The following is a 24,251-nucleotide window of genomic DNA, read 5'->3' on the forward strand; positions in this document are numbered from 1 at the left end:
GCACGCTGGAGCCATGACGTCACCGACGTCCCCGCGCCTGTCCCGGCGGGCGGTGCTCGCAGGGCTCGTGGTGCTCGGGCTCGGCGGCTGTGCCGTCGGATCCCGCGAGCCGCCCGTCCGGGCGCGAGTGGTGTGGCGGTTCCAGGCCGTCGGGGACGTGCTCGGTCTCGCATCGGCTTCCGGGCTCGTTCTCGCGGGCACGTCACGCGGGGCGGTGCACGCCCTCGACGCAGCGACCGGCTCGCACGAGTGGGCGGAGTCGCTGCTCCTGCGCGCCGCCCGGCCCACGGTGGTCGGCACCCTGCTCGCGGCGTCCGACACCACCGATACCTACGGCCTGCGGATCGCCACCGGACGGCGGGCCTGGCAGGTGTCCGGCACGCTCCTCGCCGCGGGCGAGGCCGCGATCGTCGTCCGGTCGCGGTGGTCGGAGTCGCCCGAGGCCGGGATCCTCACCGCACACGACCCGGAGACCGGCGAGGCCCGGTGGACGCTGCCGTGGAGCGGGTCAGCGCCCACGGCGGCGCTGTCCGGCGACGCGGTCCATCTCAGGGGCACCGACCGCATCGTCACGGTCGCGGCTCGCACCGGCGCGCCGCTCTGGGAGCGGCGGGTGACGGCGGGGCCGCCGCCGGTCGCGGGCGGGGCATCGGTGATCCTCGTCGACGATGGGGCGCTGACCTGCCTCGACGCCCGCACCGGAGTGGTCTCCTGGCGGGCCGCGGGCCCCGTGGCGGGCCTGCTCTCGATGCCGGGGACGCTCGTCTGCGCCGCAGGCGGCGACCGGATCGCCGCGTGGCACGCGACCACCGGAGAGGAGGCGTGGACGTGGTCGGCCGACGAGGCCGGAGCGGGCGGGTCGGCGGGTGGTGGGCCGGCGGGTGTCAGGCAGGGGAGCGGGTCGACGGGCGGTGCCGATGACAGTGGCTCCGATGGAGACGGAGCGGGCGGCGACCCGGGGCCTGGCGGTGGCGATGGCGGCAGCACCGGCGGCCCGGACACCGGCTCCGGCGCGGCTGCCGTGACCGGCCCCGCCCGCGACCTCAGGCCCGCCGCCCCCGCGGACGGCACCGTCGTCCTCACGGCGGACGTCACCGTCCCGCCGGCCACGGACGGCCGCCGCGTCGCCGTCCTCGCCCTCGACGCCCGGTCCGGCGACCTGCGCTGGCGCCTGGACCTGCCCGACCCCTCCCCCTCGGGCGCCCGGGCGGGCCCGGTCGCGACCGGGACGGGGCTGGTGGTCGCGGCCTCGGGCTCGTGGATCTGCGCCATTTCGACCACCACCGGACCCTGAGCGCCGACGAAACCCGCAACTCGCCGCGATGAGATGCGCAACTCGCGGGGATCCGAGCGTGCCCTCGACGTCCGCAGATCACGTGGTCGGCCGGCTGTCCCGCAACTCCGCCACGATCGGCGCCCAGTACCCGTCCGGCACCGGATAGGGCGCGTACGGCGCGATCCGGGTGCAGAGCCCGCCGAACCGGGCCCGCAGCTCCCCCGCCACCCGCGACGGCGGCGCGACGACGGCGAACGCGTCGAGCACCTCGTCGGAGATCAGCGTCCCCATCTGCGCCCAGCGACCCCGTCGGGAGAGGGCATGCAGCTCGTCGGCGAGCCCACCCCAGCCGTGCAGCTCCAGCACGCGACGGTAGGCGGGCGTCGAGCCGTAGAACGCGATCCGCTCCCTGACGGCCGTCGCTGCGGCGTCGATGGCAACGGCGTCCGGACCCGTGACCACGAACGGCATTCCGCTGATCTCGAACCCGCGCAGCGACCCGCCGCGCGCCTGCGCGAGGAGCGGCAGCGTCACGTCGCGCAGGTAGCGCTGCGTGGTGAAGCCGTGCACGAAGAACCCGTCCGCGACCTCGCCCGCCACCGCCGTCATCCGCGGCCCCACCCCGGCGAGCAGGATCGGCGGGTTGCCATAGGGGTTCGGGCCGGGATCGAACATCGGCGTCATCACGGTGTGGCGGTAGTGCTCACCGCGGAACCGCAGCCGCTCGCCGGTGGCCCACGAGGCCCAGATCGCGCGCACGGCCAGCAGGAACTCGCGCATCCGCTCGGCGGGCGCGCTCCACGGCATCGAGTAGCGGCCGACGACGTGCGTGCGGATCTGGGAGCCCACCCCGAGGACGAAGCGGCCGCGGCTGTAGCGCTGGAGGTCGTCGGCGAGCACCGCGAGCGACATCGGGTTGCGGGCGAACGCGAGCGCGATCGCCGTCCCGAGCTGGACGCGCGACGTGCGGGTGGCGGCGACGGCGAGCGCAGGGAACGGGTCGTGCCTGGTCTCGCTGGCCCACACGCCGTCGTAGCCGTCCCGCTCGGCCCGCTCGGCGGCCGCCCACTGCTCCTCGCCGAACAGCTCGTCGAGCATGAGGTCGATCTTCATGAACGGCTCCCGTGTGTCAGGGTGAGGCATGGCGATGCTGCACCACGGGGATGTGGAGATCCACTACGAGGAGCACGGCGTGGGCTACCCCGTCCTGCTCATCGCGCCGGGCGGGCTGCGCTCGGCGATCCCGGCGTGGAAGAACGCGCCGTGGCGCCCGGTGGAGCAGCTGGCGCCCGCGTACCGGGTGGTCGCGATGGACCAGCGCAACGCGGGCGACTCGCGCGGTCCGGTATCCGGAGCGGACGGGTGGTCCACCTACACCGGCGACCAGCTCGCCCTGCTGGACCACCTCGGGATCGACCGTTGCCACGTGTTCGGCATGTGCATCGGCGGCGCGTACATCCTGTCGCTGCTGCGCACGGCGCCGGAGCGGTTCGCCTCGGCGGTGTTCCTGCAGCCCATCGGCCTGGACGGCAACCGCGAGGCCTTCTTCGAGATCTTCGACGGCTGGCGGGCCGAGCAGACCCCGCTGCACCCCGGGACGTCGGACGCGGACTGGGCGGCGTTTCGGCGCAACCTCTACGGCGGCGACGACGTGCTCTGGAGCGTCCCGACGGCCGAGATCGCGGCGATGGCGACCCCGATGCTCGTGCTGATGGGCGACGACCTCCACCACCCGCAGGTCGCGTCCCGCACGCTCGCCGCCGCCGCGCCGCGGGCGACGCTCGTCGAGCGGTGGAAGCAGCCCGAGGACCAGCCGGCGGCCCGGGCGGCGGTCGAGGAGTTCCTGGCCACGCACACCCCTTAGAGCGCCCGGGCGTGCCGCCGGATCGCCTCGACGGCTTCGGCGACGCGTTCGCGGTCCGTGCGGTGGTTCAGGATCGCGATCCGGCCGACGAAGCGGCCGTCGACGCGGGTGCTGGACAGGAACACCCGCCGTTCGGCGTCGACGCGGGCGAGCAGCTCGGCCGTCGCGGCGTCCCGGTCGTCGGAACGGGCGCAGCGGAAGCCGACGATCGTGAGCTCCGGGCGCCCGAGGACGGTCAGCGCGGGCTCGGCGGCGAGCTCGTCGTGCGCCCACGCGGCGAGGTCGAGCTTCTCGTCGAGGGTGGCCCGGAACGCGGCGACACCGTGCAGGTGCAGCGGCAGCCACAGCCGGATCCCGCGGAACCCGCGGGTGAGCTCGGGGCCGAGATCGGCGAAGTCCGGAAGCTCCTGCCCGGCGAGGTCCTGCAGGTAATGGGCCTCGTCGCCGGCGTGCGCGGCCTGCAGCGGCGCGGTGTCGCGCACCAGCAGGCAACCGGTGCCGAACGGCAGGAAGAACCCCTTGTGCGGGTCGAGGACGATCGAGTCGGCGTGCTCGATGCCGCGCAGGCGCTCGCGGCCGCGCGCGGTGAGCTGGAAGGCGGCCCCGTACGCGCCGTCGACGTGCAGCCAGAGTTCCTCGCGTCGGCACACGGCGGCGATCTCCGGGAGTGGGTCGATCGTCCCGAGGTTGGTGGTGCCCGCGGTGGCGACGACGCAGAACGGGACGCGCCCGCCGTCGCGGTCCGCGCGGACGAGCCGGGCGAGCGCGTCGGGATCCATCCGGTGGCGTGGATCGCGGGCGACGACGCGGACCGCGTCGCGCGGGAACCCGGCCAGCCGCGCCGCCTTCGCCACCGACGCGTGGGCCTGGTCGGTGACGTAGAGGGTGCCGCGGCGGAAGTCTTCGGGCAGGCGGTCCTCGCGCGCGGCCACCAGGGCCGAGAACGCCGCCAGCGAGCCGCCGGAGGTGAACAGGCCACCGGCCGTCGGGGGCAGGCCGAAGAGGTCCGCGAGCCAGCGCAGGAGGTCCGACTCCAGAGCGACGAACCCGGGCGCGGGGGCCGCCAGCCCGGTGTAGCGGTTGAGGACGTCCGCCACCAGCCCTGCCAGCCCGGCGCTGACGAGCCCGCTGCCCGGGATGAACGCGAGGTACCCGGGGCTCGACGGGTTCAGGCCGGGCTGCGCGGCGCGGACGAGCGTGTCGAGGAGTTCCGGCAGCGGCCGACCGTGCTCGGGCGGCATGCGGCGCAGCATCGGGTCGGCCAGTACCTCCGCGGTGGCGTCCAGGACGGCCGCCGGTGCGGCGGGCAGGTCGCGCAGCACCGCGGCCAGGTGGTCGACGGTGATCGCGGCCAGCTTCCGCCACTGCTCGTCGTCGGGCTCGAGCGGTCGCGTCGGGATCATCACCGCGTGCCGCCCCTGCGCCCGCTCCCACTCCCACTCCCGAGCGAACGGCCCGTATAGGAAGACCTAGCTCCCGATCGGGCCGTTCGCGCGGGAGGGGCGGGCGCCGGAGCAGGCCGTGCCGCCCCGGCGGACGTGCCCCTCAACCGGCGAGGTAGGCCGCGAGACCCGCGCGCCCACCCTCGCGGCCGAACCCGGACTCCCCGAACCCGCCGAACGGCGACGCCGGGTCGAACCGGTTGAACGTGTTCGCCCACACCACGCCGGCCCGCAGCCGCTGCGCCGTCCACAGCGCCTTCGCCCCCTTCTCCGTCCACACCCCCGCGGAGAGCCCGTACGCGGTGTCGTTCGCCTTCGCCACCGCCTCGTCCGGCGTCCGGAACGTGAGCACCGACAGCACCGGGCCGAAGATCTCCTCCCGCGCGACCCGCATCGTCGGCTCGACACCGGAGAACACCGTCGGCGGGAAGAACAGGCCGCGTTCCGGCAGCGGGCACGGGCTCGTCCAGCGCACCGCCCCCTCGGCGTCCCCGGCCGCGGCGAGATCGACGATCCGGTCCAGCTGGGCCCGCGAGTTGATCGCGCCGACGTCGGTGTTCTTGTCCAGCGGGTCGCCCACCCGCAGGGTGCGCACCCGCTCCTGCAGCCGCTCGACCAGCTCCTCGACGACGGCCTCCTGCACGAGCAGCCGCGAGCCCGCGCAGCACACGTGCCCCTGGTTGAAGAAGATGCCGTCCACGATGCCCTCGACGGCCTGGTCCAGCGCCGCGTCGGCGTAGACGATGTTCGCTGCCTTCCCGCCCAGCTCCAGCGTGAGCCGCCGCCGCGTCCCGGCGAGCGAACGCTGGATCTGGCGCCCCACCTCGGTGGACCCGGTGAACGCCACCTTGTCCACGGGCGAACCCACCACGGCCGCGCCGACGTCGCCCGCCCCGGGCAGCACGTTGAGCACCCCGGGCGGCAGGCCCGCGTCGGCGGCGATCTCGGCGAGGACCAGCGCCGTCAACGGCGTGGTCTCCGCCGGCTTGAGCACGATCGTGTTGCCGCACGCGAGCGCGGGCGCGACCTTCCACGCCGCCATGAGCAGCGGGAAGTTCCACGGGATCACCGCGCCGACCACGCCCAGCGACCGGCTGCCTGCGCCCGAGTACTCCAGCTTGTCCGCCCACCCGGCGTGGTGGAACAGGTGCTGGGAGGCCAGCGGGACGTCGACGTCGCGGGACTCGCGGATCGGCTTGCCGTTGTCGAGGGCCTCCAGCACGGACAGCTCGCGCGCCCGCTCGGCGACGACGCGCGCGATCCGGAACAGGTACTTCGCCCGCTGCGCGCCCGGCATCGGGCCCCAGACCTCGTCGTACGCGCGCCGCGCCGCGGCGACGGCGCGTTCGACGTCGCCCCGATCCGCCGTCCCGACCTCGGCGAGCACCTCCTCCGTGGCCGGGTTCACCGTCTTGAGCGGCTCCCCGCCGCCGTCGACGAACTCCCCGTCCACGAACGGGCGGTAGCTCGGCCGCAGGTTCGCGAGCGCCGACGACTCCGGCGCGGGCGCGTAGGTCCACTCGCTCATGCCGCACCACCGATCCGGGCCGCGCTCTCGTAGTGGCCCTCACGCTGGGTGCGCCGCTGGCGCAGCAGGTCGCCGAGCAGTGACGACGCCCCGAACCGGAAGAGCTCCGGGGTGAGCCACTCGGGCCCCGCCACCTCGTTGACCGCCACGAGATGGCGGATCGCGTCCTTCGCCACGCGGATCCCGCCTGCCGCCTTCACCCCCCGGCGTTCCCCCGTGACCCGGTGCCAGTCCCGCACGGCCTGCAGCATCACCTGCACCACCGGCAGCGTCGCGGCGGGCGAGATCTTCCCGGTGGAGGTCTTGATGACGTCCGCGCCCGCGAGCAGCGCGAGCCACGAGGCGCGACGCACCTCGTCGTACGAGCCCAGCTCGCCGGTCTCCAGGATGACCTTCAGATGGGCGCTCCCGCAGGCCTGCTTCACGGCGACGATCTCGTCGAGCACCTGGCCGTAGCGGCCGGTGAGGTAGGCGCCCCGATCGATCACCATGTCGATCTCGGTCGCGCCCGCGTCCACCGCGAGCCGCGTGTCGGCGAGCTTGACCTGCAGCGACGAGCGGCCCGACGGGAACGCCGTCGCCACCGCGGCGACCTGCACCGGCGTGCCACGCAGCCGTTCGGCGGCCACGCCCGCGAGATCCGGGTAGATGCAGACGGCGGCGACCGGACCGACGTCCGGGTGGGCGGGGTCGGGCCGCAACGCCTGCGCGCACAGGGAGCGCACCTTGCCGGGGGTGTCCGCGCCCTCCAACGTCGTGAGGTCCACCATCGCGATCGCCAGGTCGATGGCCTGCAGTTTCGACGCGGCCTTGATGCTGCGCGTCGCGAGCGTGGCGGACCGGCGCTCCAGGCCGACGGCGTCCACCCCCGGAAGGCCGTCCAGGAAACGGCGCAACGACCGGTCGTCCCGGCCGGCGTCCGCGAGATCGGCTGGCGCGACGGTGGCGGTCACGGCCCGAGTCTAGGCGCCGGACGGCGTCCGCGAGGGCCTCCGGACAGCGCACCGCCCGCCGCTGGAGGAGGAACGGCGGGCGGTGCGGTGGACTGTCGGGGGCTCGCTCAGGTCGAGCTGTGCAGGCGGACGACGCCGACCGTGACGTCGTCGAGGCCACCGCGGTCGAAGTCACGGCGCAGCTGGTCGGCCTTGATGGTGGCCGTCAGGCCGTCGAACGGCCCGTGCGCGTCCACCTCACCGGTCTGCGGGTCGACCGCGAGCACCACGTACCCGTCGCACTGCGTGAGCTTCTCCGCCGCTGCGACCAGGGTCGCCTCGTCGGAAGTCGTGTTCTCCGGCACCGGATCACCTCCTTGTTGCTTAGTACAGCGTCGCGGAGGCGCCCGGCGTGACACGCGTTCGGCACTACCACCCGTTCGGGTCAGGGTGAACTTGACAGGCCCTCACTGATCGTACCAATTCGTCCTGGCCGCACACGCGCGGTGATGAGAAGGAGGGACGACGCCCGCCCCGGGATACCGTCAGTGATCATCTTGCGCCTGGGCGCCCGGACAGCGCTCCGGACGTGGCGCCCCGCGACCCCGACCGACGACCGGCGCGCGGCGACGGACCGAGCCGAGATCACTCGACGTGACCGCGACGCACGTCGTCCGGGCGCTGCGGGGTGCCACGATCGCCGCATGCGTGCACTGCGCACTCCCGAGGAGCGGTTCGCCGACCTCCCGGAGTTCCCGTACCCACCCCGCTTCGCCGACGTCGCGGATCCCGACGGCGGCACCCTGCGCATGGCCTGGATCGAGGACGGCCCCGCCGACGGCCCGCCCGTCCTGCTCCTGCACGGCGAGCCCAGCTGGTCGTTCCTGTACCGGACGATGATCCCCGGGCTCGCCGCGGCCGGGCTGCGTCCGATCGCGCCGGACCTCGTCGGGTTCGGCCGCTCCGACAAGCCCGGCGAGATCGCCGACCACAGCTACGCCCGCCACGTCGAGTGGGTCCGCGCGCTCGCGTTCGACGTCCTGGACCTGCGCGGGCTCACGCTCGTCGGCCAGGACTGGGGCGGGCTGCTCGGCCTGCGCCTGGTCGCCGAGCACCCGGACCGGTTCGCACGCGTGGTGGCGGCCAACACCGGCCTGCCCACCGGGGACGTCGACATGCCGGAGGTGTGGTGGCGGTTCCGGCGCGCCGTCGAGAGGGCCGAGGTTCTCGACGTCGCGCGGCTCGTCCAGTCCGGGTGCCGCACCCGGTTCACCCCCGAGGTGCGCGCGGCGTACGACGCCCCTTTCCCCGCCGAGGAGTTCAAGGCGGGCCCGCGCGCGATGCCGTTGCTCGTCCCCACCCGGCCCGACGACCCGGCGACCGAGGCGAACCGTGCGGCGTGGACGGCACTGTCCCGCAGCGAGATCCCGTTCCTGTGCGCGTTCAGTGACGGCGACCCCATCACCGCGGCCATGAACCCCGTCCTGCAGCGGGCGGTACCGGGCGCGGCGGGGCGTGTGCACCCGACGATCACCGGGGCGGGCCACTTCCTGCAGGAGGACGCGGGGCCGGCGCTCGCGGCGGAGGTGGTGGCGTTCGTGCGGTCGACCTGAGATCAGACCGTGTGGCGGCGGCGTCGTGCTCAGGCCCTCGGTTCCAGCCGGATGACCGGGATGTCGCGGGAACCGGCCCGATCCTGGAACCGTGTCCACCCGGGATTCATCGCGACCGCGCGCTCGAACTGCTGCGCCCGTTCCGCGCCGGCCAGCTCGTGGGCGTGAAAGTTGCGCCGGGCTCCGCCGGCCACGACGGTGACCTCCGGATGGGCTCGCACGTTGTGGTACCACGCGGGATGTGACGTCTGCCCGAAGTTGGCCGCGATCACCACGAGTCCATCACCGTCGGGAATACCCAGCACCCGAGCAGTCCGGGTCCGGCCGGACCGGGCGCCGGTCGTGCACAGCAGTACCACCGGAAGCCCCGTCACCCAGGCCGAGAAGGTGAACCGCCCACCGGTGAGCCGGTAGATCGCCCTGTCGAGACCGGGCAGCAACCGCACCGAGAGCCACGCCACCGGCCGGCTGGTCACCGCCAGACGCACGGCACGACGCACCGGCCCTGCGTCGGCATAGCCGTACATCCACGGGCCCCTTCGTCGACCACGTTCCCGATCACTTCACGATGCCCGTCGCGAATGTCGCCGGCACGGCGCCTCGGCCTGGATCCGGGTCGAGCCGTCAGGGGACCGGCTGGTCGTCGTCGCGCGGGCCGAACACCGGCAGCCGGTCGACGTAGCGCTCGGCGTCGCCGGACCACGCCCAGGCCCGCATCTGGGCCCGGCTGCGGCGGCTGACCAGGCCCCGGAACAGTTCGTACGGGTCGACGTCGAGGGTGGTCGGCTCGCCCTCCCCGCCCCGCAGCTCGAGCGCTCCGGCCCTGACGACCAGCGCGCCGTCCCCCGCCGCCGCGGCGACCACGGCCCGCCCCATCCTCGGCAGCAAGGCGTCGACGGCGTCCCCCGGCAGCGGGCCGCGGCCGAACGCCTCCCGCAGGTCGGCCTCGTGGCACACGACGTCGATCACGATCCGCATCGAGAGCTCGCGCGCCGCGAGCGCCTCCCTCGCCCGTGGACCCAGGTCGTCCCACTCGGCGACCACGGCCTCCAGCGGGCGCCCTTCGCGGTCGGCCACCTGCCTCGCCGTCCACGCTTCGCCGGGCGCGCCGTCCAGCCGGCCGCGCAGGGCGTCCGACGCGCACCCCGTCAGGTGCGCGACGACCTGGCGGGCGGTCCAGGCCGGCGTGCCGGGGACCCGCGTGTCGAGCTCCTCGTCGGTCAGGCTCACCGCCAGCTCGCAGATGCGGTGGCGGGAGTCGTCGTAGAGCGTGTCGAACACGTCGCGGACGCTAGCGTGTCCGGCCATGGACGCGCGCCCCACGACCGTCGTCGACCACCCGCTGGCCAAAGCCCGGCTCACCACGCTGCGCGACGCCCGCACCGACAACGCCACGTTCCGCGCCGCCCTGCGCGACCTCACCCTCATGCTCATCTACGAGGCCACCCGGGACTCCCCGGTGGCGACGTTCCCGCTGCACACGCCGGTCGCCCGCACCACGGGCTACCGGCTCGGCGCACCGCCGTTGCTGGTACCCGTCCTGCGGGCCGGCCTGGGGATGGTCGACGCCGCGCACGCCCTCATCCCCGAGGCGCAGATCGGGTTCGTCGGGGTCGCTCGTGACGAATCCACCCACGAGCCCGTGCCGTACATGGAGTCGCTGCCCGAGTCCCTCGCCGGGCGCCCCGTGTTCGTCCTCGACCCGATGCTCGCCACCGGCGGCTCGATGGCCCACACGATCGGCCTGCTCACCACACGGGGCGCGGAGGACGTCACCGCGATCTGCGTGCTCGCCGCGCCCGAGGGGCTCGCGTTCCTGGCGGCGTCGGGCCTGCCCGTGCGGGTCGTGACGGCCGCCGTGGACGAGCGGCTCAACGACTCCGCGTTCATCGTCCCCGGCCTCGGGGACGCCGGGGACCGGCAGTTCGGCGCGGTCTGACCCGAGCCCCCCGCGAGTTGCGCATCTCATCAGGCCGTGTGCGCCCGGTCTGACCCGAGCCCCTCCCGCGAGTTGCGCATCTCATCAGGCCGTGTGCGCCCGGTCGCCCGGTCGAGATGCGCAACGCGGGCTGATGGATTGCGCAACTCGCGGGCCGGGGAGGCGTGAGATCGCGCCCGGTCGCCGGGTCCGGTCAGCTGATCGTCGCGGCCAGCGTGGCGCCGAGCTCGTAGCACGCGTCGAGCGCGGCCCGGTCCGGAGCGCCCATCACCTCGACGGTCGCGGCCGCCCGCGTCCAGCCGAGGCCCTCGGCGATCGCGTCGACGGAGCGGATCGCGCCCTCCAGCCCCAGGTTGCCGTGCACGTAGAGGCCGTAGGGCAGGCCGCGCTTGTCGTCGGCGGTGACGTAGTAGACGGTGTCGAGGAAGTGCTTGAGTGCACCGGACATGTAGCCGATGTTCGCGGGCGTGCCGAGCAGCAGGGCATCCGCGCCGAGCAGGTCCGGCGCCGTCGCGGCGAGCGCGGCCCGGCGGACCACGTCCACGCCGGTGATCTCCGGGTCGTGCGCGCCGCGGACGACGGCGTCGAGCAGCTCGGCGGTGGCGGGCGAGGGCGTGTGGTGGACGATGAGCAGCCGCGGCACCCGTGGATCCTCCCGCGAGTTGCGCATCCCACCCCCGCGAGTTGCGCATCTCATCCGGCCGTGTGCGCCCGGTCGCCCGTCGAGGTGCGCAACACGGCCTGTTGGATTGCGCAACTCGCGGGTCAGGGGGCGAGCAGGGCGTCCGCGGCGACCCGCAGCGCGGCGAGCCGGTCCGCCGCACGGGCACGCGCCGCGGCGACGTCCTCCCCCGGGGGTTCGACGACCTCCAGGTAGGCCTTCAGCTTCGGCTCCGTACCCGACGGGCGCACCACCAGCCGCTCGCCCGGCCGCCGCACCACCACGACGTCCGGGGCCGGGCGCTGCACCGACCACCCCTCCGGCGGCGCCGCCGCCAGCCGGGCGACCGTCGCGTCCCGCGCGGGTGGGTCCAGCCGCACCGAGAACCCCTCGGTCAGGTGCACCCCGTGGTCGCGGGCGAGCTCGTCCAGCCGCTCCGGCAGCGCGGCCCCCGCGGCGCGCAGTCCCGAGGCGAGGTCGCAGGCCAGCACGGCGGTCGCGATGCCGTCCTTGTCGCGCACCGCCTCGGGATCGACGCAGTAGCCGAGCGCTTCCTCGTAACCGAACACGAGACCGTCCCCGGCTCCGTCATCAGCACGGACGATGTGCTTGAAGCCGGTGAGCGTCTCGGCGTAGCGCGCGCCGTGCGCCTCGGCGACCGCCCGCAGCATCGACGACGACACGACCGTCGTCGCGACGAGACCGGTACGCGAGCGCAGGATGTGGTCGCCCAGCAGGACACCCGTCTCGTCGCCGGTGAGCATCCGCCAGCCACCCGCGGTCGGGACGCCGAGCGCGCACCGGTCCGCATCCGGGTCCAGCGCGATCGCGAGATCCGCGCCCACCTCGGCGGCGACGGCGAGCAGCGCGTCCGTGGCGCCGGGTTCCTCCGGGTTCGGGAAGGCGACGGTCGGGAAGTCCGGGTCCGGGGCCGCCTGCGACGCGACCACGTGGACGTCGGTGAACCCGGCGCGGCGCAGCGCGTGGACCGCGGTCGCGCCACCCACCCCGTGCAGCGGGGTGAGCGCGATGCGCAAGGCCCCGCCCCGGCTCAACCGGCCGACGCGGTCGAGGTACTCGTCGGTGACGTCGACGGTGCGGGTGCCCGGCGAGGTCGGGACGTCGACCGCCGGGGGCGCGGCGTCGATCAGCGCCTCGATCTGGACGTCCGCCGGGGCGACGAGCTGGGCTCCCGGCGCCTCCGGGGCGACGGCGGCACCCAGGTAGACCTTGTAGCCGTTGTCGGCAGGCGGGTTGTGCGAGGCCGTGACCTGCACGCCCGCGACCGCGCCGAGGTGCTGCACCGCGAACGCCAGCACAGGTGTGGGCAGGGGCTCGGGCAGTATCGCGGTGTCGAACCCCGCGCCGGCGAGCACCGCGGCGGCGGCCGCGGCGAACGCCTCCGAGCCGCGGCGCGCGTCGCGCCCCACGACGACCAGCGGACCTCCGCCGCCGGAACCGGGCACCGTGCCACCACCGAGCCGACCGGCGAGCCACGCCGCCAATCCCGCGGTCGTCCTCCGCACCACGGCCACGTTCATCCCCGCGGGCCCCGCCCGCACCGGCCCGCGCAGCCCCGCCGTGCCGAAGCGCAGCGGCGTCGCCATCCGCGCCGCGACGTCGTCCGCCGCCGCGACGTCGCCCGCCATCGCGGCGGCCAGCACCCTCTGCAGCTCACCGCGGGTGGCGGGATCCGGGTCGTCCGCGATCCAGCGCATCGCGGCGTCGCGCACGGCGGGCCGAAGCGTCATGCGCGTGCCGCGAGCGAGCGCAGCAGCCCGCCGAGCCGCCCCGCGGACCGGGCGGCGGCGGCGAGGACGTCGACGTGATCCACGGGCCCGTCCGTCAGGCCCGCGGCGAGGTTGGTGACCAGCGACAGCGCGAACACCTCCAGGCCCTCGGCGCGCGCGGCGACGGCCTCCAGCACCGTCGACATCCCGACGAGATCGGCGCCGAGCCCCTGCAGCATCCGGATCTCGGCGGGCGTCTCGAAGTGCGGGCCGGGCAGCCCGGCGTACACCCCTTCCGTGAGGGCCGGATCCAGCGAGGCGGCCAGCGCGCGCAGGCGCGGGGAGTAGAGGTCGGTGAGGTCGACGAACCGCGCCCCGACCAGCGGGGAGCGGGCGGTGAGGTTCAGGTGGTCCGCGACGATCACCGCGTCCCCGACCGTCATACCCTGGCGCATCCCGCCTGCCGCGTTGGTGAGCAGCACCGCGCGGCACCCGGCCGCGGCCGCCGTGCGCACGTTGTGCACCGCGGGCTCGACCCCGTGGCCCTCGTAGAGGTGGGTGCGCCCGAGCAGCACCAGCACGTTGCGGCCCCCGACCGGCACCGAGCGGATGACGCCGCTGTGCCCGCTGACCGAGGGTCGGACGAACCCCGGCACCTCGGCCATCGGGATCTCGTGCGCCGGAGGGCCGATCCCGTCGGCGGCCTCCCGCCACCCGGACCCGAGGACGACGGCCACGTCGTGCGCGGCGACGCCGGTGCGCTCGGCCAGGACGGACGCGGCCTCGGCGGCGTGATCATCACCCACGGCCGTCAGCCTACGGGGCCGAACCCGCCCGCGAGCCGCTCGAACAGGGCCTGGCTGATCCCCTCGGTGGAGCCGCCGGGTGCGGTCAGCCGCACGACCCACACGCCGCCGTCCGCCGCGGGCAGGATCCGCAGCCACGACGTGCGCGGTGCCCGGTGCACGAACTCCGTGGACCCCGGGGGCGCCGGCGTGGCGGTGACCAGGGGCACGACCGCACCGGGGCCGAGCACCCCGGGCAGGCCGCCCGTGACGGCCTCGGCCGACGCGGCCCGCTCGACGACCAGCTTCTCGGCGCCGTCCGGGCTGACGAAGCTCACCAGCGTGGGCCCGTCGCGGTGCTCGGCCCAGCCGTCGGGGATCTCGACGCGGAAGCCGAGCGGGTCGGTGTGGGCGGTGACGTCCACTCCGGCGGCCGTCACCGTCATCGTCGACAGCACGGTCTGGCCGGCGAGCGAGCGGGTGACCGACCAGCCGCCGAGCGCTCCGGCGAGCACGATCGCCGTCCCCGCGAGCACGAGTCCCGCGCCCGCCCGGCTGGACAGCCGGGTGGGGGCGGGCCGCCATGCCGGCGCGGTCACCTGAGGCGGGACCGGCGCCGGCTGCACACCGGTCGCTTCCCACGGCAGCGGCCCCGGGGCCGCGGCGAGCGGCCCGGCGGCGGGCGCCGCGCCCGTCTCCAGCACCGGGGCGGGCGCCGGGGACGGCAGCGCGATCGAACGCGGCATCGGCGTCGCGGCGAGCCCGCCCGTCCCGTCCGTGCCCGTCATCGTGGGGATCGCGGACATGACCGGCGAGTTCGGGTAGACGGGATCGTCGGGGTCCGGGATCAGGGGACGCAGCCTGCGGCGCACCTCGTCGAGGGAGATCCGTTTCGACGGGTCCTTCACCATCAGCGCCGCGACGACCTCGCCCACCGGGCCTGCGCGCGGGCGAGGCACCTCGCCGTCCACCACCTCGGTGATGGTCGCGACCGCCTCGCCGCGCACGTCGTAGGGCGGGCGGCCCTCGATCGCGGCGAAGAGCGTGGCGCCGAGACCCCAGAGGTCCGCGGCGGGCTTCACCGGCTGGCCCGCCGCCACCTCGGGCGCGATGTAGGCGGGCGAGCCGAGCACGAGGCCCGCCGTCGTCATCGTGACGTCCGCGGCGTTGCGCGCGATGCCGAAGTCCGTCAGCTTGACGCGGCCGTCGTCACCCACGAGCACGTTCGCCGGCTTCACGTCCCGGTGCGTGATGTCGCGGCGGTGTGCGGCACGCAGCGCCGCCGCCGTCGCGTAGCCGACCACCGCCGCCTGCTCGGGGGTGAGGGCGCCGTTCTCGGTGATGACGGTGGCGAGGTTGCGCGACGGCAGCATCTCCAGCACCACCAGCGGCTCGCCCTCCGCGGTGACGACGTCGTAGACCGTGATGACGTTCGGGTGCGACAGCCCGCCCAGCGCGCGCGCCTCGCGCAGCATGCGCTCGCGCATCGCCTCGGCCTCCCGTACGGGCAGGCCCGGCGGGACCTTCAGCTCCTTGACCGCCACCGGACGGCACAGCACCTCGTCGAACGCCGACCACACGGTGCCCATCGCTCCGGAGCCGAGCCGACCCGTGAGCCGGTAGCGGCCACCGATGCGGCGCTGCGACCGCTCCTCGTCCGCCGACACGCCTCTCATTGTCACGACCACCGTACGCACGGCTCCCGGCGGGTCACCCACTCGTGCGTCCCGAGGATCGACACGGGGTACCCGTCCGTATGTCCACTCGCACCCCGCTCGACGGCGACGAGCGGCCGAAACGTCCGCTCGGCGCACTCGGACACGACCGTTGACCGATGGCTGGCGGGCCGCCCGCAGCATTCCGGCGACCCCTCGGCGCCAATTGTCGTGGACCGCCGAATTCAAGTTGTTGCGGGATCGGTTTGGTGAGGACCATGAGGTGATGCACGACGATCCAGCGGCCGCCGTCACACAGCGGCCCCGCACCGAGGGGAGGTGACGGTGACCGTTCTCGACACATACCCGGAAGTGGTGCCCCCGACGGGCGATCCCGTCCCGGATCTCGGCGCGGGCAGCGGCCCGGCCTGGCTCGATGCCTGGCTGGCCACGCACTCCGCCGACGTGGTCGGGTACCGCCGCTCACTGCACGCCTTCCCCGAACTCGCCCGCCAGGAGACGCGGACCACCGCATTCCTGTCCCGGGCGCTCCTCGCCGCAGGCCTCGAACCCCGCACGCTCCGCGGCGGCACGGGCCTGATCTGCGACATCGGCTACGGCGACCGATGCGTAGCCCTGCGCGCCGACATGGACGCCCTGCCGCTGTCCGAGGACACCGGGCTCCCCTTCGCGTCCACCGTCGACGGTGTCATGCACGCCTGCGGGCACGACGCCCACTCCGCCATGTTGCTCGGCGCCGGGCTGGCGCTGGCCTCCGCGCCGCCGCTCCCCGGGCGCGTCCGACTGATCTTCCAGCCCGCCGAGGAGGTGCAGCCCGGCGGCGCGCTCGACGTCGTCGCGGACGGCGCCATGGACGGCGTGGACCGGATCTTCGCCCTGCACTGCGACCCCCGTCTCGAGGTCGGCCGGCTCGGCACCCGCGTCGGGCCGATCACGTCCGCGTGCGACCTGCTGCGGCTGCGGCTCGGCGGCCCCGGCGGGCACACCTCGCGGCCGCACCTCACCGCGGACCTGGTCCTCGCGCTCGGCCTGCTCATCACGCAGCTCCCGTTGCTGCTCGGCCGCCAGGTCGACCCGCGCTCCGGCACCGTCCTCGTCTGGGGTGCCGTGCAGGCGGGCGAGGCCGCGAACGCCATCCCGCAGCACGGCATCCTGCGCGGCACCCTGCGCACCGCCGACCATGCGACCTGGGCGGAGCTGGAGGGCAAGGTCCGCTCGCTGGTCGAGACGATCCTCGTCCCCACCGGTGTGGACTACACCCTCGAGCACATCCGCGGCGTTCCGCCGGTCGTGAACGAGGAGGAGTCCGCCCGGATGCTGGCGCACGCGGCCGAGCTCGTGCTGGGGCCGGACGCGGCCCGATCCACGGAGCAGTCCAGCGGCGGCGAGGACTTCGCCTGGTACCTCGAGCACGTGCCCGGGGCCATGGCGCGGTTGGGCGTGTGGTCGGGCGAGGGCCCGCTGCGCGACATCCACCAGCCGACGTTCGACCTGGACGAGCGGGCGCTGCCCTTCGGCGTCCGGGTGCTCACCCAGGCGGCGCTGATCGCCCTGGCGTGACCGGGGTCCCCGCGAGTTCCGCATCTCACCGCCGCGAGTTGCGCATTTCATCAGGGCGAGATGCGCAACTCGTCGGCGGATGTTGTCCACCTCGTCGGAAGTTGTCCACAACTTGACGGAACGGCCCCGCCAAGGCGGCGTGATCGCCGATCGTCGGGATCATGGACATTCCCACGATCGGACTGCATGGCGCCTACCGCCGCAACGACATCGTCGAGCATTGCGGCCGCCACTGCCTGGACACCGCGCTGGCGATCGGTAGCCTGCGCGCTCTCTGGAAGGGCGTCGTCGTCGACGCCACGCGCTGGCTCGACCCCCGCACCCGCGCAGCGGCGGCCCAACTCTCGCTCGGGCCGCGGGTGGCGCTCGTCGGTGCCACCGCCGCACGGCTGTTCGGCCTGACGGCGATCGAGGACGGCCGCGTCCACGTCGTCGTGCCGTACCGGTGCAGCGCGCGCGGTGGGCGAGGGCTCGCCGTCCACCGGGCGGACGGCTGGGAGAACGAGATCGTCGAGGTGGACGGGCTGCAGACGTTGCCACCGGACCGGATCATCGCCGACCTCCTCTGCACGCTGCCGCACCCGCGCGATGCGCTCGCGCTCGCCGACGAGGCGCTGCGGCAGGCCGAGGAGGATCACGAAGCCCTGGCGAAACGCATCGCCGAACGCATCCGGCTCCGGCGCGATCCGCGCGGCACCGCCCGCGCCGCGTTCCTGCTCAGCGTCGCGTCCCCGGCCGCCGAGTCGCCTCCGGAGAGCTGGGTGCGCCTACGGCTGATCGAGCTGGGCTTCCCCGTGCCCGAGGTCAACTGGACCCTGCGGGACTGCCGCGACGAGGCGGTCGCGCGGATCGACCTCGCGTGGCCCGCGCTGCGGATCGCCGTCGAGTACGACGGCTACGAGTCCCATCGTGGGCGGGAGGCGGCCGACCTGGCCCGCCAGCGCGATCTCGAACGGCGCGGCTGGATCGTCGTGCGCGTCCGGATCGGCGATCTCGTCGACGTCTACCGGTTCGAGGCAGAGCTACGGGCGGCGTTCGCGCGACGCGGCTACACGTGGTGACGCCGCGTCAGGCCGGACCTGGTGGCCGGCACCCGCTCGACCCGGCGAGAGGCGCAAGCCGGCCTGATGAAATGCGGAACTCGCGGCGGTGGGATGCGGAACTCGCGGGGGTGGGGGGTGGGTTAGAGGCTCTTGCGGCTCGGGCGGCTGCGCAGCGCCGCCACGTAGTCGTCCGGGGCGCCGGCGAGCTCGGCCGCGTCGGCGAGCACCCCGAGGTAGCGCGCGGACGGCTCCCCGCCCTCGTAGGCGTCCAGCACGTAGATCCAGGCGAGCACGTCGCCGTCCAGGGTGTGCACGCGCAGCCGCAGCTTCTTGTGCAGGCCCAGCTCCCCGCCCTCCCAGCGGTCCAGTTGGGCGGCGTCGTGGTCCGGCACGTCGTAGAGCACGACGAAGACCTGCGATCCCTCGTCCTCGACGACCGTGGCGAGCGCGCCCTCCCAGGCGAAGTCCTCGCCGCCGAACGTCAGCCGCCAGCCCTGAAGCCACCCCGTGCCGGCCATCGGCGAGTACGGGGCACGCTCCTTCATCTGGGCAGGGTCCATGTTCGACCCGTAGGCGGCGTAGAGCGGCACGTGGCCAGGGTAGTGCGCGGCGAATCGGCGCCCACCGCCGGATCGCCACGATCACCCGGCCGCGTACCGTGTGGTCGTGGCGCGGATCGTGATCATGGGCGGGGGCCCGGCGGGATACGAGGCAGCGCTGGTCGCCGCGCAGCACCGCAGCGAGATCACGGTGGTGGAGCGGGACGGCATGGGTGGCGCCTGCGTGCTGGACGACTGCGTCCCCTCGAAGACGTTCATCTCCTCCGCGAGCATCCGCGTCGAGCTGCATCGCGCCCCTGACCTGGGAATCCTCGCCGACCGGGACTCGGCAACCGTCGACCTCGCGACGGTCAACAAGCGCGTGAAGTCGCTGGCGCTCGCCCAGTCCGCGGACGTGAAGGCGCGCCTGGAGCGCGAGGGGGTGCGGATCGTCACGGGTACGGCGGCGTTCGCCGACGGACCGCAGGATGCTCGCGGTCCCCACCACATCGCCGTGCGCACCGCGGCGGGCGAGGACGAGGAGCTGCCGGCCGACGTCGTGCTCGTCGCCACCGGGGCGAGCCCGCGGGTGCTCGATGCCGCCCGCCCGGACGGCGAGCGCATCCTCACCTGGCGCCAGCTCTACGACCTCACCGAGCTGCCCGAGCACCTCGTCGTGGTCGGCTCCGGGGTGACGGGGGCCGAGTTCGTCTCGGCGTACGTGGAGCTGGGCGCGAAGGTGACGCTCGTCTCCAGCCGCGACCGCGTGCTGCCCGGCGAGGACGCGGACGCCGCCGCCGTGCTGGAGGACGTGTTCGCCCAGCGCGGGGTGACGATCCTGGGCAACGCCCGCGCGGAGTCCGTCGCCCGCGACGGCGACGGTGTGCTCGTCACCCTGGCCGACGGCCGCACGGTGCACGGCTCGCACGCGCTGATGACGGTGGGATCGGTGCCGAACACCACCGGGCTGGGCCTGGAGAAGGCGGGCGTGCAGACCGGCCGCGGCGGCTTCATCACCGTCGACCGGGTGTCGCGCACGGGCGTGGCGGGCGTCTACGCGGCCGGCGACTGCACCGGCGTGCTGATGCTCGCCTCGGTGGCGGCGATGCAGGGCCGGATCGCCATGTGGCACGCCCTCGGCGAGGGCGTCGCCCCGATCAAGCTGAAGACCGTGGCGGCGGCGGTGTTCACCCGCCCCGAGATCGCGACGGTCGGGATCAGCCAGCGCGCGATCAGCGCGGGCGAGGTGCCGGCGCGGACGGTCATGCTGCCGCTGGCCACGAACCCGCGGGCGAAGATGCAGGGCCTGCGGCGCGGCTTCGTGAAGCTGTTCTGCCGCCCCGCGACGGGCGTCGTGATCGGCGGTGTCGTCGTGGCACCCGTGGCGAGCGAGCTGATCCTGCCGATCGCGCTGGCCGTCCAGAACGGCCTCACCGTGGACGATCTCGCCTACACGTTCTCGGTGTACCCGTCGCTGTCCGGCTCGATCACGGAGTCCGGCCGGCAGCTCATGCAGCACGGCGACCTGGACTGAACACGGCCTAGTCAGCCCGTCCGGGCGGGTGGCCGCCGAGCAGGGCCCGGACGGTCGCCGCGTCGGGGGCCTCGAGCGCGCGCGCCGCGAGGCGGTTCGCGTCCTCCAGCGAGCTGTGCCGCACCGCCTCCTTCACCTCGGCGACGGCACGTGGCGCCATGCTGAGCTCCCGGACGCCCAGCCCGATGAGCAGCGCCGCCGCGTGCTCGTCGGCGGCGAGCTCACCGCACACCGCGACCAGGCACCCGGGTCCCGCCGCCCGTCCCGCGGCGGCGACCAGCTGGAGGACCCCGGGATCGAGCGGGTCGGCCACGGACGCGACGGCGTCGTTGCCGCGCTCGGCGGCCAGGGCGTACTGCGTGAGGTCGTTGGTGCCGACGGACAGGAAGTCGACGTGCGCCGCGAACGCGGCGGCCTTCAGGGCCGTCGCGGGCACCTCGACCATGATCCCGACCCGCATGCCGGGCGGCTCGCCCTGCCCGGCGAGCTTGATCGCGTCGTCGAGGACGCGGCGGGCGGCGAAGAGCTCGTCGAGCGTCGTGATCATGGGGAACATGAGGTCCACGGGGTGGTCGTGCGCCACCCGGACCGCGGCGAGCAGCTGCTCGGCCAGGAGCCACGGGCGGGTCAGCGCGAGCCGGATCCCGCGGACCCCGAGGAAGGGGTTGGCCTCGTTCGCGGTCGGCAGGTAGGCCAGCGGCTTGTCGCCGCCGACGTCGAGGGTGCGCAGCGTGATGCGGCGCCCGTCCATGGCCTCGGCGATCCGCCGGTACGCCGCCTCCTGCTCGTCGACGTCGGGCGCGGTGTTCCGGCCGAGGAAGCAGAACTCGGTGCGGACCAGGCCGGCCAGGTCCGCACCCGCCGGCACGGCCGCCGCGGCCTCCTCCGGGGTGGCCACGTTCGCACCTACCAGAACGTGCACGCCGTCGCGGGTCCGGGCCGGTTCGCCTGCCCGCGCCAGGGCCTGGGACCGTCGCCGGGCCAGGCCGTCCGCGCGCTCCCGGAACGCGGCGAGGACGTCGGCCTCCGGATCGACGACGAGCTCGCCCGTACCGCCGTCGACCGCGACCAGGGTGCCGGGCGCGACGTCGAGCACCTCGGGACCGGCACCGACGACGGCGGGGATCCCGCGCGCCCGGATCAGGATCGCGCTGTGCGCGGTGGGGCTGCCGTAGGCGAGGACGACGCCGGTGGTCCGCGCCAGGTCGAGCCGCGCGGCCTCCGCCGGGGTCAGGTCGGCGGCGACGAGGACGCCCTCGACGTCCATCCGCTCCTCGACCGCACCGGCCAGCTGGCGCAGGACCTGATCCCCGACCGCACGGACGTCCGCCGCCCGCGCCTGCAGGTACGGGTCGGGGATGGCCGCGAAGCCCGCCTCGACACCCGACACGGCCTCGGTCCACGACCGCCCCGCGCCCTGCCCGGCCTCGATCCGCGAGCGCACCTCCGCGACCAGCTCGGGATCGTCGAGCAGCAGCAGATGGGCGTCGAAGATCGCCGCCTCGACCTCGCCGACCTCCCGGGCGGCCTGGGCCCGCAGCCGCTGGACGTCGCGGCGGACCGCGGCGATCGCCTCCCGGAGCCTGCGCCACTCCGCGGCCGGATCGCCCGACGGTGCCGTGGCCAGGAACGCGAGATCGATGGTGGGCGCGGTCGCGGTACGGGCCGGCCCGATACCGATACCGGGCGCCGCCGGCATCGGGGCCCCACCCTGCTGCCGGTCGGGAGGAGCGACCGGCGCGGGCAGCCCGGTCTCCTCGCCGAACCCGTCCGCGGCGAGGGACAGCACGTGGTCCAGCGCCTCACGTGCCTGGGGGCCGGTGACGCGCACCTCGACCTCGTGGCCGGCGAGCGCGCCCAGGGTGGCGACCCGCGACAGGCTCGCGGCGGGAACGGCGCCGGTGCCGAGCGTGAGGTTGCGCAGCAGCACCCGGGCGTCGAGGCTGCGCACCGTCTGCACCAGCAGCGCGGCCGGGCGGGCGTGCAGGCCGTGCGGGTTCACCACGGTGAACGCCCCGACGAGCTCCGCGCCCGCGGGACCGGCGTCGTCGGTTCCCGGCGCGGGCACGGCACCCAGGTGCGAGCGCTTCCCGGCCAGTGCCGCGGCCGCCTCGGCCGCCACCTCCGCGATCCCCGCGCCGGAGCCCGCGGCGACGGCCGCCACGACCAGGCCCTCGACGAGCGGCGCGGGACAGAGCACCACGCGGCCGCGGACGGATTCATCCATGAGGTCGAGGGCCAGCTCGGCGGACAGCACCGCGCTGCCGAGATCCATCAGGACCACGACCCCGGCACCGGCGTCGGCGCGGGTGACCGCATCGACGATCTGCACGGCATCGGTGCCGAACGACCCGTCCTCGAGGCCTGCGGCCACCTCGATCCGGGCCTGCCGCCCGTGCAGCATCTCCTCGGCCAGCGCCACGGCCGCCCTGGCGAGCGGCCTGCTGTGGGAGACCACCACGATCCCGACCGCCGTCACCGCTCCTCCGGGATGGTCGTGCCGGCCGAGGCGATCAGCAGGGCCGCGGAGGTCGCGCCCGGATCCTGGTGGCCGACGCTGCGCTCGCCCAGGTAGCTGGCCCGGCCCTTGCGGGCGAGCATCGGGACGGTGGCGTCGCGGCCGGTCGCCGCCGCGCTCGCGGCCATCTGGAGCGCGGTCCGCAGCGCGGCTCCCCGGGCGAGGGAGCTCTCCAGCGCATCGACGGCAGGCGCCAGGGCGTCGAACATCGTCTTGTCGCCTGCCTCGGCCTTGCCCCGGGCCACGACCCCCTCCAGCCCGGCACGCAGGGCCTTGGCGAAGCCCATCGCGTCGAGGCTCCCGCTGTCGCCGGCCGACGTCGCCATCCGGAGGAAGAACGTGCCGTAGAGCGGCCCGCTCGCCCCGCCGACGGTGCGGACCAGCGTCATCCCGACCTGTTTGAGCAGGGCGCCCGCCCCGGCGGGCGCGTCGGCCTCGAGCGTGGTGACCACGGCCGCCATCCCGCGGTCCATGTTGGCACCGTGGTCGGCGTCGCCGATGGCCGCGTCGAGCCGCGTCAGCAGCTCCCGGTTCGCGGCGACGACCTCGGCGAACCGGCGCAGCCAGCGCGCGAGTGCCTCGGCATCGACGGTCTCCGGCACGCTCACACCCCCCACCGCAGCGCCGGCGTCGAGACCGGGGCGTCCCAGAGCCGCAGCAGATCCTCGTCGATCTTGAGCAGGGTGACCGAGCAGCCGGCCATGTCCAGGCTCGTGATGAACGGCCCGACGAGCGAGCGCACCACCGTCACCCCGGCCTTCTCCAGAATCGTCGCGACCTCGCCGTACATGAGGTAGAGCTCGATCAACGGCGTGCCGCCCATCCCGTTGACGAACGCGATCACACCGTCCCCCGCGGTGAAGTCGAGGTCGGCGAGGATCGGGTCGAGCAGCAGCTCGGCGGCCTGGCGGGCGGGCACGAGCGGGACGCGCCTGCGGCCGGGCTCGCCGTGGATGCCGATCCCGATCTCCACCTCGGTCTCCGGCAGGTCGAACGTGGGCTTTCCCGCGGCGGGCACCGTGCCGGAGGTCAGCGCCATGCCCATGCTGCGGCCGCTCGCGTCGACGCGGCGCGCGACGTCCGCCACCTCGCCGAGGCTGCGGCCCTGCTCGGCCGCGGCGCCCGCGATCTTCTCCAGCAGGACCGTCACGCCGACACCGCGCCTGCCCGTCGTGTAGAGGCTGTCCTGCACCGCGACGTCGTCCGCGACCACGACGGACGCCACGTCGACGCCCGTCTCGGCCGCGGCGAGCTCGGCGGCCATCTCGAAGTTCAGCACGTCGCCGGTGTAGTTCTTGACGATGTGCAGGACGCCCGCGCCGCCGTCGACCGCTTTCGTCGCCTCCAGCATCTGGTCGGGGGTCGGCGAGGTGAAGATCTCGCCCGCGCAGGCGGCGTCGAGCATGCCCGGGCCGACGAAGCCACCGTGCAGCGGCTCGTGCCCCGAACCGCCGCCCGAGATCAGGCCGACCTTGCCCCGCACGGGCGCGTCACCGCGATAGATGATCTTGTTCTCGTGGTCGACCCGGAGCGTCGGATGGGCCGCGGCCACCCCGCGGAGCGCCTCGGCGACCACATCGGACGGGTTGTTGATGAGCTTCTTCATCATCT

General features: G+C 74.7%; 22 protein-coding genes. 7 read left to right on the forward strand and 15 right to left on the reverse strand.

The genetic code is table 11. The annotated features are described in order from the left end of the window. Positions 1–13: 13 nt before the first annotated feature. Entirely contained in the window at positions 14–1,294 is a 1,281-nt protein-coding gene (locus AB7J25_RS08325; RefSeq protein ID WP_428506780.1) for a PQQ-binding-like beta-propeller repeat protein, read from the forward strand. A gap of 78 nt (positions 1,295–1,372) precedes the next feature. Here the strand turns inward: AB7J25_RS08325 and AB7J25_RS08330 are convergent, their stop codons facing one another. After that, positions 1,373–2,389 carry a TIGR03617 family F420-dependent LLM class oxidoreductase gene (locus AB7J25_RS08330; RefSeq protein ID WP_428506782.1) on the reverse strand — a complete coding sequence of 339 codons (1,017 nt, stop codon included), beginning with the start codon at positions 2,387–2,389 and terminating at the stop codon, positions 1,373–1,375. A gap of 28 nt (positions 2,390–2,417) precedes the next feature. Between AB7J25_RS08330 and AB7J25_RS08335 the strand changes: the two genes are divergently transcribed. Then, on the forward strand, positions 2,418–3,140 hold the full coding sequence (locus tag AB7J25_RS08335; protein ID WP_428506784.1) for an alpha/beta fold hydrolase: 723 nt from the start codon (positions 2,418–2,420) through the stop codon (positions 3,138–3,140). On the opposite strand, the gene AB7J25_RS08340 is transcribed toward AB7J25_RS08335, so the two are convergent. The 4 genes from AB7J25_RS08340 to AB7J25_RS08355 all read right to left on the reverse strand — a co-directional run bounded on the left by AB7J25_RS08340 (position 3,137) and on the right by AB7J25_RS08355 (position 7,407). Next, the gene (locus tag AB7J25_RS08340; RefSeq protein ID WP_428506888.1) at positions 3,137–4,543 is read right to left on the reverse strand and encodes a pyridoxal phosphate-dependent decarboxylase family protein; all 1,407 of its coding nucleotides are present in this window, start codon (positions 4,541–4,543) and stop codon (positions 3,137–3,139) included. The genes AB7J25_RS08335 and AB7J25_RS08340 overlap by 4 nt on opposite strands. Before the next feature lie 142 nt (positions 4,544–4,685). Then, positions 4,686–6,110, reverse strand: coding sequence for an aldehyde dehydrogenase family protein (locus AB7J25_RS08345; protein WP_428506786.1), 1,425 nt, complete (start codon positions 6,108–6,110; stop codon positions 4,686–4,688). After that, positions 6,107–7,063 carry a deoxyribose-phosphate aldolase gene (gene deoC / locus AB7J25_RS08350; RefSeq protein WP_428506788.1) on the reverse strand — a complete coding sequence of 319 codons (957 nt, stop codon included), beginning with the start codon at positions 7,061–7,063 and terminating at the stop codon, positions 6,107–6,109. Before deoC ends, AB7J25_RS08345 begins: the two co-directional genes overlap by 4 nt. A 107-nt stretch (positions 7,064–7,170) precedes the next feature. Next, on the reverse strand, positions 7,171–7,407 hold the full coding sequence (locus AB7J25_RS08355; RefSeq protein WP_428506790.1) for a hypothetical protein: 237 nt from the start codon (positions 7,405–7,407) through the stop codon (positions 7,171–7,173). Between the two features lie 339 nt (positions 7,408–7,746). On the opposite strand from AB7J25_RS08355, the gene AB7J25_RS08360 reads away from it, so the two are divergent. Beyond that, positions 7,747–8,655: a haloalkane dehalogenase gene (locus AB7J25_RS08360; protein ID WP_428506792.1), complete on the forward strand. Its 909-nt coding sequence runs from the start codon at positions 7,747–7,749 to the stop codon at positions 8,653–8,655. A gap of 29 nt (positions 8,656–8,684) precedes the next feature. On the opposite strand, the gene AB7J25_RS08365 is transcribed toward AB7J25_RS08360, so the two are convergent. After that, positions 8,685–9,131 (reverse strand): nitroreductase family deazaflavin-dependent oxidoreductase, encoded by a 447-nt coding sequence (locus AB7J25_RS08365; RefSeq protein WP_428506794.1) that lies wholly within the window; start codon positions 9,129–9,131, stop codon positions 8,685–8,687. A gap of 148 nt (positions 9,132–9,279) precedes the next feature. Continuing rightward, positions 9,280–9,936, reverse strand: a complete 657-nt coding sequence (locus AB7J25_RS08370; RefSeq protein ID WP_428506796.1) for a DinB family protein — start codon at positions 9,934–9,936, stop codon at positions 9,280–9,282. Positions 9,937–9,961: 25 nt separating this feature from the next. Here AB7J25_RS08370 and upp point away from each other — a divergent pair, with 25 nt between their 5' ends. Then, complete coding sequence (gene upp / locus AB7J25_RS08375) at positions 9,962–10,594, forward strand: uracil phosphoribosyltransferase (protein WP_428506798.1); 633 nt, start codon at positions 9,962–9,964, stop codon at positions 10,592–10,594. Between the two features lie 193 nt (positions 10,595–10,787). Here the strand turns inward: upp and AB7J25_RS08380 are convergent, their stop codons facing one another. The 4 genes from AB7J25_RS08380 to AB7J25_RS08395 form a co-directional block, all read right to left on the reverse strand. Then, on the reverse strand, positions 10,788–11,237 hold the full coding sequence (locus AB7J25_RS08380) for a flavodoxin family protein (protein WP_428506800.1): 450 nt from the start codon (positions 11,235–11,237) through the stop codon (positions 10,788–10,790). Positions 11,238–11,359: 122 nt separating this feature from the next. Further along, positions 11,360–13,006 (reverse strand): phospho-sugar mutase, encoded by a 1,647-nt coding sequence (locus AB7J25_RS08385; RefSeq protein ID WP_428506802.1) that lies wholly within the window; start codon positions 13,004–13,006, stop codon positions 11,360–11,362. Continuing rightward, the gene (locus AB7J25_RS08390; protein WP_428506804.1) at positions 13,003–13,791 is read right to left on the reverse strand and encodes a purine-nucleoside phosphorylase; all 789 of its coding nucleotides are present in this window, start codon (positions 13,789–13,791) and stop codon (positions 13,003–13,005) included. The genes AB7J25_RS08385 and AB7J25_RS08390 overlap by 4 nt, the downstream gene beginning before the upstream one ends. A gap of 5 nt (positions 13,792–13,796) precedes the next feature. Beyond that, positions 13,797–15,437 carry a serine/threonine-protein kinase gene (locus AB7J25_RS08395; protein ID WP_428506806.1) on the reverse strand — a complete coding sequence of 547 codons (1,641 nt, stop codon included), beginning with the start codon at positions 15,435–15,437 and terminating at the stop codon, positions 13,797–13,799. Between the two features lie 333 nt (positions 15,438–15,770). On the opposite strand from AB7J25_RS08395, the gene AB7J25_RS08400 reads away from it, so the two are divergent. Both AB7J25_RS08400 and AB7J25_RS08405 read left to right on the forward strand, forming a co-directional pair. Then, a complete protein-coding gene (locus AB7J25_RS08400; protein WP_428506808.1) occupies positions 15,771–17,006 on the forward strand; it encodes an amidohydrolase in 1,236 nt (411 codons plus the stop codon). Positions 17,007–17,167: 161 nt separating this feature from the next. Next, positions 17,168–18,067, forward strand: coding sequence for a hypothetical protein (locus AB7J25_RS08405; protein ID WP_428506810.1), 900 nt, complete (start codon positions 17,168–17,170; stop codon positions 18,065–18,067). A 122-nt stretch (positions 18,068–18,189) separates the two neighbouring features. On the opposite strand, the gene AB7J25_RS08410 is transcribed toward AB7J25_RS08405, so the two are convergent. After that, positions 18,190–18,639: a gamma-glutamylcyclotransferase gene (locus AB7J25_RS08410; protein WP_428506812.1), complete on the reverse strand. Its 450-nt coding sequence runs from the start codon at positions 18,637–18,639 to the stop codon at positions 18,190–18,192. Between the two features lie 76 nt (positions 18,640–18,715). Between AB7J25_RS08410 and AB7J25_RS08415 the strand changes: the two genes are divergently transcribed. Further along, the gene (locus tag AB7J25_RS08415) at positions 18,716–20,122 is read left to right on the forward strand and encodes an NAD(P)H-quinone dehydrogenase (RefSeq protein ID WP_428506814.1); all 1,407 of its coding nucleotides are present in this window, start codon (positions 18,716–18,718) and stop codon (positions 20,120–20,122) included. A gap of 7 nt (positions 20,123–20,129) precedes the next feature. Here the strand turns inward: AB7J25_RS08415 and ptsP are convergent, their stop codons facing one another. Genes ptsP through dhaK form a run of 3 tightly spaced genes read right to left on the reverse strand, consistent with a single transcriptional unit; the run spans position 20,130 to position 24,246 of the window. Further along, entirely contained in the window at positions 20,130–22,601 is a 2,472-nt protein-coding gene (gene ptsP / locus AB7J25_RS08420) for a phosphoenolpyruvate--protein phosphotransferase (RefSeq protein ID WP_428506816.1), read from the reverse strand. Then, positions 22,598–23,248, reverse strand: a complete 651-nt coding sequence (gene dhaL, locus AB7J25_RS08425) for a dihydroxyacetone kinase subunit DhaL (protein WP_428506818.1) — start codon at positions 23,246–23,248, stop codon at positions 22,598–22,600. The genes ptsP and dhaL overlap by 4 nt, the downstream gene beginning before the upstream one ends. Next, positions 23,245–24,246 (reverse strand): dihydroxyacetone kinase subunit DhaK, encoded by a 1,002-nt coding sequence (gene dhaK, locus AB7J25_RS08430; RefSeq protein WP_428506890.1) that lies wholly within the window; start codon positions 24,244–24,246, stop codon positions 23,245–23,247. The genes dhaL and dhaK overlap by 4 nt, the downstream gene beginning before the upstream one ends. Positions 24,247–24,251 lie beyond the last annotated feature (5 nt).

The sequence above is a fragment of the Pseudonocardia sp. genome (assembly GCF_050246655.1).
Taxonomy (GTDB): domain Bacteria; phylum Actinomycetota; class Actinomycetes; order Mycobacteriales; family Pseudonocardiaceae; genus Pseudonocardia.

Excerpts from the sequence above, each read along its gene's own strand:
- upp (WP_428506798.1), top strand. The coding sequence starts at position 9,962 with ATGGACGCGCGCCCCACGACCGTCGTCGACCACCCGCTGGCCAAAGCC.
- AB7J25_RS08335 (WP_428506784.1), top strand. The coding sequence starts at position 2,418 with ATGGCGATGCTGCACCACGGGGATGTGGAGATCCACTACGAGGAGCAC.
- AB7J25_RS08385 (WP_428506802.1), bottom strand. The coding sequence starts at position 13,006 with ATGACGCTTCGGCCCGCCGTGCGCGACGCCGCGATGCGCTGGATCGCG.
- AB7J25_RS08405 (WP_428506810.1), top strand. The coding sequence starts at position 17,168 with ATGGACATTCCCACGATCGGACTGCATGGCGCCTACCGCCGCAACGAC.
- AB7J25_RS08340 (WP_428506888.1), bottom strand. The coding sequence starts at position 4,543 with ATGATCCCGACGCGACCGCTCGAGCCCGACGACGAGCAGTGGCGGAAG.
- dhaK (WP_428506890.1), bottom strand. The coding sequence starts at position 24,246 with ATGAAGAAGCTCATCAACAACCCGTCCGATGTGGTCGCCGAGGCGCTC.
- AB7J25_RS08345 (WP_428506786.1), bottom strand. The coding sequence starts at position 6,110 with ATGAGCGAGTGGACCTACGCGCCCGCGCCGGAGTCGTCGGCGCTCGCG.
- AB7J25_RS08330 (WP_428506782.1), bottom strand. The coding sequence starts at position 2,389 with ATGAAGATCGACCTCATGCTCGACGAGCTGTTCGGCGAGGAGCAGTGG.
- AB7J25_RS08325 (WP_428506780.1), top strand. The coding sequence starts at position 14 with ATGACGTCACCGACGTCCCCGCGCCTGTCCCGGCGGGCGGTGCTCGCA.
- AB7J25_RS08360 (WP_428506792.1), top strand. The coding sequence starts at position 7,747 with ATGCGTGCACTGCGCACTCCCGAGGAGCGGTTCGCCGACCTCCCGGAG.